The organism is Prevotella sp. P4-119 (assembly GCF_002251345.1).
Classification (GTDB): domain Bacteria; phylum Bacteroidota; class Bacteroidia; order Bacteroidales; family Bacteroidaceae; genus Prevotella.
This window is the reverse complement of sequence record NZ_NPJB01000012.1, coordinates 1-7,558: the sequence shown is the minus strand read 5'-3', so window position 1 is coordinate 7,558 and position 7,558 is coordinate 1. Positions and strand designations below refer to the sequence as shown.

Sequence of the window (7,558 nt, the reverse complement as noted above, 5' to 3'; positions counted from 1 at the left end):
ATATTATTGAGTACCTTTGCATGTGAATCATATCTATTTAAGATTAAGTTTTGACTTTTCTGTTATCTATAGGCATATAACTATCAAATTATCAGTCAATAATATATTTTGATATGGCAAAAGTGGGCTACATAATGGCAACCTCTCAGTATGACAAACTGGAAGAAGACCGCAAATGGATGAACGACTTCGGCTGTGTCCGCATCGTAGAAGAAAACGATGAGGACGAACGCAACAGACCGCTCTGGAAACAACTGATGGTTGCCCTGCAAAGGGGCGATGAACTTGTCATATCCAAGTTTTCCAATGCCTTGCGTGGCAGTCGGGAACTGGCAACATTTCTAGAATTTTGCCGAGTCAAGGTCATCCGTATTGTCAGCATCCATGACCAGATTGATTCAAGGAACGAGCTGTTTCCCGAAACAAGGCCGTCCGATGTATTGGAAATGATGGGGGCTTTGCCGGAAGAGGTTCTTGCCCTGCGTAAGTCTGCGGAACATGTCGTCAATTTACAGGAGAAGATGATAGTGTCACTACCTCCCGTCTCGTCAGCAAAGATGCAGAAGCTCGACAGAGAAAAGACAGTCATCAACCTGTATGTTGCAGGTCATCCCATTGATGAAGTATGGAGAACCAGCGGTTTCAGAAGCCGAAGCTCTGTGTTCCGCATACTGAACAAGCATGGCATCAAGCTGAACCGTGGCAATCATTCTGGGCCAATCAAGAGAAAGGGCATATCTGACAATCCACAAGACAAAGAATAAATAGCATGAAAAAGATACTGTTCCTACATGGTTTCTTTGCTACTGGCAGCTGTCCGATGGCGAGAGCACTGAGGGAGGCCTTTGATGGGCAAGCCATCGTGCTGACTCCCGATCTGCCTCTCCATCCCAAGGAAGCACTGAAATACATACGCATGCTTATCGACAAGGAGAAGCCAGACCTGCTCATAGGCAACAGTTGCGGGGCTTTCCTTGCACAGATGCTTTCTCCTGTCGTTGGCATCCCCGCCCTACTTGGCAATCCTCATTTCAAGATGACGGACTTCCTGAGAGAACGCATTGGCGAACATGAGTACAAGGCTCCGCGCATGGACGGTAATCAGACAATAGTCATCAACGAATCACTCATCAATGAGTTTGGGGAACTCGAAGCCACACAGTTTGATTATTGTAATCCGTACTACAAGGATCGTGTGTGGGGACTATTTGGTGAACAAGACACACTGGCTCATTTTGAGCCGTTGTTCTTGCATCACTATAACAACAGCTATCACTTCCCTGGCGGACACACGCCCACAGAGCAGGAAGTCAGGACTTGGTATGCCCCGTTGGTACAGAAGATGCTCATGGAGTATTCTGTTAAAGAAGAAAGATTTTTCCGTCACTTCAAGGGAGGAATGTACAAGTATATCCATTCCGCATATGACAGCGAAACTCAGGAACGCATGGTAGTATATCAAGCACTATATGGTGAGGAAGCATACTGGGTTCGTCCCGAGAAGATGTTTTTCGAGCAAATAACAAGAGACGGAAGGACATTTAACCGATTCACAGAAATAGACAGATAAAGATGGAAACATTCAAAGACGTTATATCAGGCGACCAACTGGTATTGGTCGATTTCTTTGCCACATGGTGCCAGCCATGCAAGATGATGCACCCCATCTTAGAGCAGGTGAAGGAATTGCTGGGTGACAGAATCCGCATCATCAAGGTAGATGTGGACAAGTATGGGGTAACTGCAAACCAGTATGGCATACAGTCTGTGCCCACACTCATGTTGTTTAGACACGGAGAAGTACTTTGGAGAACAAGCGGCGTTGTGCAAAGAGCAGAGCTGTTGGCAACGATTGACCCATTTTTGAAGTAAAGGTATAAACAATTTAAGCCACAGTAAGAATATGAAAAGTCAAGAACTATGCGAACTGAAAGATTATCTTTCATATTCATCCGTCAATCCTCAGCGCAGATATTTTGTAAAGACAGATAATGCCTTTACTCGCAAAGCACGTCTTCTACAGGCTATGCACAGAAAAGAATCGGGCTCTCCGTGTGGTTCTATAACAAAGAAAGGGACAACATACTTTCACCCCAATCTGGCAACGGACGGAAGTGATACAGGATGTAATTTTCTAAGTCAGGAAATCTTCGAATATGCAAAATGGCGTATCGAACAAAAAAAAGCATACGAAACCATCAATGAGGACAGGCTATTCAATAATTTCCTGTCAAGCCAACCCATGGCATTCAACTTGTTTGTTCCCCTGATGAACATTGCTCACACAGATGAGGGGAGAAGCAAACTTGCCAAAGTTGTGGCAGGACAAGTCACCAATTCAGATTCATCGACATTCAACAAAATCACAGAAGTAGGTATTGAGTTTATACCCCCATACTACTCAGGATGTCTGAATGACAAGACAGCGATGGATGCCTATTTTTTGTATGAGAGAACAGACGGAAAGCATGGTATTATCGCAATTGAGACAAAATATACAGACATATTGGGAACGAATCCGGCTTCCAATCCGTCTTTTGCTATAAGACAAGCTACGGAAAACATTGGAATCTCTCAATTGTTGACGGACGAAGGGATTGCAGGGATTACCAAGAGAGACATAAAACTCTCACAGGTATATAGAACCTCAAATCCGCAACCTATAGGGTTTAGTGGGATTTTGCTTGCAAAGCGACAAAATTCATTTTATTGTACATATTTCTTGCACAACAGAAATGTCGCAGACACAAAATCCCCTTACCCCATAAAGCGACTTGAGGTAATACGCTGGTTTAACCAGAAAAGCATGGTCTTTAACCAAAGTCTGTCTTGAACAGGTTGGCATAAGCATTGTTGTCTGAGTAAATATTCAATACATGCCTACGTGATGTCTTAATCCATTTCGCAGGAACAGAGATGAACTTGAAAACAAAGGTCTTGATTCTGCTGGTGGCACGCAATCCAAATTCATGGGTTTTCAATCTCTGCATAATAGCTTTGTAGAAGTTTCTGATGAGAGCTGTCATAAGCAGGAATACAGTATTCTGTGCCATGAACGATTTTGGCAATCGATTCCAGCCAAAGCCATTGTTCATGTCATCGAAGATGCGTTCCTTGCCACCACGAAGATTGTAGAATTCCACGATGTCTCTTGCACTCGACTTGTAATCGTTAGTCAGTATACATCTGTAGGTATATTCGCCTTCCCAAATGTCAAGGTCTCCATCTATTCGCCTTTGTCTCTGTATGACAAGACGATACGGTTTTCCTTTCCATTTCTCAACAAGGATGGAATTCAGCTCAAATTCAATACCGTTGATTTCAACAGTTTTCCATCCAGTCAAGGCAAACATGGAATCGTAGAAGGAAGAGCATCTGTTGGCACGAATATAAAAATGCCTGCAATGAGCCTCTACCATATCTACGATTTCCTCCGAGCATGAGCCGCAATCCATGCGGGCACGGGATATATATACTTCTGATGCCTCCAGTCGCTTGAAGATTCTTTCCAAAGTCTCTCTTTGGTTGAAGCGCACGTTTGTGTTGCCGTCTCTATTTTCAATACCGACAATCATGTCGTTAATGACTGCCACACCTGGACTATAGCCCAGGAACTTCTTGTAGGTTGGTTTTGCATCATGCTTCTCTGTTTCAATGAACTGATGGTCAAAGTCAAAATCATACTCTTGACCGGATTTCAATTGACCAGTAGCAAGCAGGGCTTTGATCAATAAGCAGTTCATCTTGTCTGCAGTATTGAAATCATAGGAGTTGCCAGAAGCAGATTTATAGGTGATGTTCTTACAAGTCAGTTCTTCGATAGCACGCAATATGGTGTCTGCGCTGCAAGTGCGAAGAGTTGGATGAAGAGACAAATGTTTCATCAAGTGAGTTGTAACATCCTCAATACATGAGCCGCCACAAAGATATACGCACATCAGAGAGCGTAGAATTTCGCTATATTGATAACCAAACATAGTGCATCTCAATCCCAAGGTGGAATCTATGGTTTGAGCTAAAAGAGCATCAAATTGCTCCATAATAGAAAAAATTCCTCCAAAAGGAGTGAGTTTCTCAGATTTTATTTGTATCTTTGCCATGTCATATTAGAGTTTTGCTTGTCTTCTTTTCGCAACACTAAGGTAAGTGAAAATTCTGACATGGCAAAATCCTGGGCAACTTTTTGTTGCTCAGGCACTTATAAATAATGTTAAACTATAGTGTTGCGGAATTAAGGTTTGTACCTTTGCCGCGCCTTGTTACGATTTTCGCTTGTTTTCTAATTGCAACACTAAGATAAGTGAAAATTCTGACATGGCAAAATCCTGGGCAACTTTTTGTTGCTCAGGAACTTATAAATAAAGTTAAATTATAGTGTTGCGGAATTAAGGATTATAAGAAAACAAGTATGGACTTTAATAAAGCTCGATTATTATATCTTATCGTATTTTTCCTGTATTCCGGCCTAAGTGTGTCCGGACAATCGATTCATGTTTCAGGAAGAGTACTTCAACAAAATACGCAAACACCTGTTGAGTTTGCTAATGTCGTTCTATTCAAACAAGATTCAGTCTTTCTGAAAGGAACAACGACAGACACTATCGGAAGATTTGAATTTGAAAATCTTCCCACAGATAATTATGTGCTGTCAGTATCCTGTTTAGGATTTGAAACAAAGCGGATTTTGATACAGAATCTGACGGAATCAGCACAAATAGATGTGTATTTGAATGAAAATGTTTTGTTACTTGGGGAAGTGGTGATTTCTGCTTCTTCCACAATAAACAAGATTAACCAACGGATTGTGTTCCCGACAAAATTGCAAATCAGCCATTCTGCCAACGGAATGCAATTGCTGAATACAATGATGCTTCCCGGCTTGAACATCAATCCGATGCTGAATACGATTTCATCATCCGACGGCGGGAAAGTCATTTTGCAGATTAACGGCGTAAATACCACGCCGGAAGAAATTCAGACCTTGCAACCCCGCCAAATCAAGCGGATAGAATATTCGGATTATGCAGGTATCCGATACGGACATGCTTCCAAAGTTATCAACTACGTGGTAGTAAGGGATGATAAAGGCGGTGTTGTTGGTGTGGATTTGATGAACTCGCTGAATATCCTTGCAGGGGGCGATGTTTTCTTTGCCAAATTCAACAAAGGAAAATCGGAATATGCTTTGAACTACACCGCAGCGTTTCAACGCATCAACACGAATAACAGAAATCGCACAGGTAGTTATCAGTTTGAAAATTCATCCCCTATATTGAGGGAAGAAATCAGTGCCGGAGGTGATTATTCGTACCAAATGCATGATTTTTCGCTGACATACAACTATCAGCAGAGCGATTCGGCTTTTTTCAATGCCAAGTTGAAATATAATCTGAGCAATCAGCCTCACAACGATTTCAACAGTTTTCTAAAAGAGAATGGCACGGACAAAGGGTTGATTTTTGACGGAAGTCAGCAAAAAATTAATGTTCCTACCATCGACTTGTATTACCAGTATGGTTTACCCAAAAATCAGAAAATATATGCTAATGTGGTGGGGAGTTATGCGAACGCAGCATCTTCGCGGAATTACTGCGAATACAACGATGTTGATACTCTTTTCAGCGAACGTTCGGAACTGTTTTCCGATAAATATTCACTGATTGCCGAAGGCATATACGAAAAAGGATTTGCCCATGGAAATTTGAAATTCGGGATAAAACATATTCAGTCGTTTACAGAGCAGACAATTAATCAGGGCGAGGAATTCAAATCGGATTTGAATCAGGCGGAATCGTCGGTTTTTGCAGAGTGGTTTTATAGTAAGGGCAAATTCAGCTATAGCTTGGGACTTCGCCTGAATCGCCTGCATTTTTCCAATGTATCTGTTACCAAAAGCTATTACCATTTCTTACCCAAAGCGATGGTTGGCTATCGGTTCAGTGATAATTCTTTTATCCGGTATGATGCGGAGATGAGTCAAACGAATCCAACCCTGATGGAGTTGGCCGACACGGAAATCCGTCTTGACTCGTATCTTGCCGAGAAAGGGAATCTGTTGCTTCAACCGTACCTGAATCTGAATAATAATTTATATTACGAAAACAGAAAAGGGTTGTTCGCTTTCAATGCAAGCCTGCATCATCACTACAAACACAATCCTATCATGGAATCGAAAAGAGAACATGGAAATGTGTTCCTGACAATGCCCGAAAACATGAAAGATTGGAATAAGTATAATGCGGAGATAACATTGAAAGTAGGGATGATAAAAAACTTCCTGCAATTTTCGGTTACAGGAGGCTTCAACCACTTTGACAGTCGTGGGAACAACTATTCGCATACCCATTCTAATTTTTATTACAGGGCAGATGTTTTGGCAATGTATAAGAAATGGATGCTGATAGGCCAGCTACAGCCTTTTGACGAAAGGTTATACGGCGAAACCGTCATAAAGGATGGTAATTATCACTACTTGGCTATCCGGTACAATGCGACTAATTTTTCTTTTGGCATAGGTGCGTTCAATCCGTTTAAGAATGTTTCCCGAACCATTATGGAAAACAAAAATGCACAAGCGCCTTTCCGAAGAGAAAGTTTTAGCGATGCATCCCGAATTCTCGTTGCCACGCTCACTTGGAATTTTAATTTCGGAAAAACTCATCTTGTCGGTACTAAATCGCTGAATAATCAGGATACCGACTACGGAATCAAAGGAAGTTATAAGTAAGATTAGGTGTTGATTTCAACAAATTCTGTATTATGTATTTCTGGCAAATCTATCACTAATTATCTTTCAGCGACATGTTGTTGCTTCGCGTTCACTGAATCCTATCGGAATTCAGTGAACGCCTTTGTGTGTCGTCAACTGACGATATCATCCTTTTTTTTACTCAAAATCAATAAAAATGAAAGATAAGATAAAAAACATTGCAGAAAAATTAGAACATCAAATCAGGATGCATGAACTCGATTTAAATGACAGGATTAAAGATATTCCTCAAATAATATTGCTGTTGGAACAGGGGTTCTCGGAATTGAAAGAAATAGTTTCGTTTTATAAGTTCAAAAGTGAAATGGATGAAATATTCTTTTTCAAGATAATAAAACCCAAGTTTTTTAGTAAACTAATCTATTACAGGAAAGTGTATAACATCGAAATGATGCGCCCCAACGGACAAGATTGTGTGCTGAAAAATTATTTCATCAATGAACTGAATCAGTTAGAGAATTTCTACAATAAGAACATTGATTTCTATAAATACTACCGTTCGGGAAGTACGCATTTGGATAAGTACTTTTTTCTGAGAGGAAAACAAGATATTCAAATGACAATGGAAACATTTTATTTTGAAAGAGACCCTAATTTTTCTACGATTTGCGATTTTAAAGTTGCAAAAATAGTAGCAAACGAAATGTTGCGAATTTATCTGAATCCTAAAATCCGCAACTATCATCCAATACACGATTAAGGGTAGATTTATGAGTCGTTAGTAGCAGCTTTCAGTAAAAAGCAACAGCACAACATCAATATGTAGCCACCATCCCCTTACCACACGAT

General features: G+C 40.8%; 7 protein-coding genes. 6 read left to right on the top strand and 1 reads right to left on the bottom strand.

Going from position 1 to position 7,558, the window contains the following annotated elements; genetic code table 11:
* Positions 1-113: 113 nt before the first annotated feature.
* The 4 genes from CIK89_RS01180 to CIK89_RS01165 are packed head-to-tail and all read left to right on the top strand — an operon-like array spanning position 114 to position 2,833.
* A complete protein-coding gene (locus CIK89_RS01180; protein WP_094389609.1) occupies positions 114-764 on the top strand; it encodes a recombinase family protein in 651 nt (216 codons plus the stop codon).
* Positions 765-769: 5 nt separating this feature from the next.
* A complete protein-coding gene (locus CIK89_RS01175; RefSeq protein WP_094389608.1) occupies positions 770-1,570 on the top strand; it encodes a YqiA/YcfP family alpha/beta fold hydrolase in 801 nt (266 codons plus the stop codon).
* Positions 1,571-1,572: 2 nt separating this feature from the next.
* The gene (gene trxA / locus CIK89_RS01170; protein WP_094389607.1) at positions 1,573-1,872 is read left to right on the top strand and encodes a thioredoxin; all 300 of its coding nucleotides are present in this window, start codon (positions 1,573-1,575) and stop codon (positions 1,870-1,872) included.
* 31 nt (positions 1,873-1,903) lie between these two features.
* Positions 1,904-2,833 (top strand): hypothetical protein, encoded by a 930-nt coding sequence (locus tag CIK89_RS01165; RefSeq protein WP_094389606.1) that lies wholly within the window; start codon positions 1,904-1,906, stop codon positions 2,831-2,833.
* Here the strand turns inward: CIK89_RS01165 and CIK89_RS01160 are convergent.
* Positions 2,814-4,100, bottom strand: coding sequence for an IS1380-like element IS942 family transposase (locus tag CIK89_RS01160; protein ID WP_055235773.1), 1,287 nt, complete (start codon positions 4,098-4,100; stop codon positions 2,814-2,816). The genes CIK89_RS01165 and CIK89_RS01160 overlap by 20 nt on opposite strands.
* Positions 4,101-4,408: 308 nt before the next feature.
* Between CIK89_RS01160 and CIK89_RS01155 the strand changes: the two genes are divergently transcribed.
* On the top strand, positions 4,409-6,727 hold the full coding sequence (locus CIK89_RS01155; protein WP_008781630.1) for a carboxypeptidase-like regulatory domain-containing protein: 2,319 nt from the start codon (positions 4,409-4,411) through the stop codon (positions 6,725-6,727).
* 178 nt (positions 6,728-6,905) lie between these two features.
* Positions 6,906-7,469: an RteC domain-containing protein gene (locus CIK89_RS01150; protein WP_052484764.1), complete on the top strand. Its 564-nt coding sequence runs from the start codon at positions 6,906-6,908 to the stop codon at positions 7,467-7,469.
* Positions 7,470-7,558 lie beyond the last annotated feature (89 nt).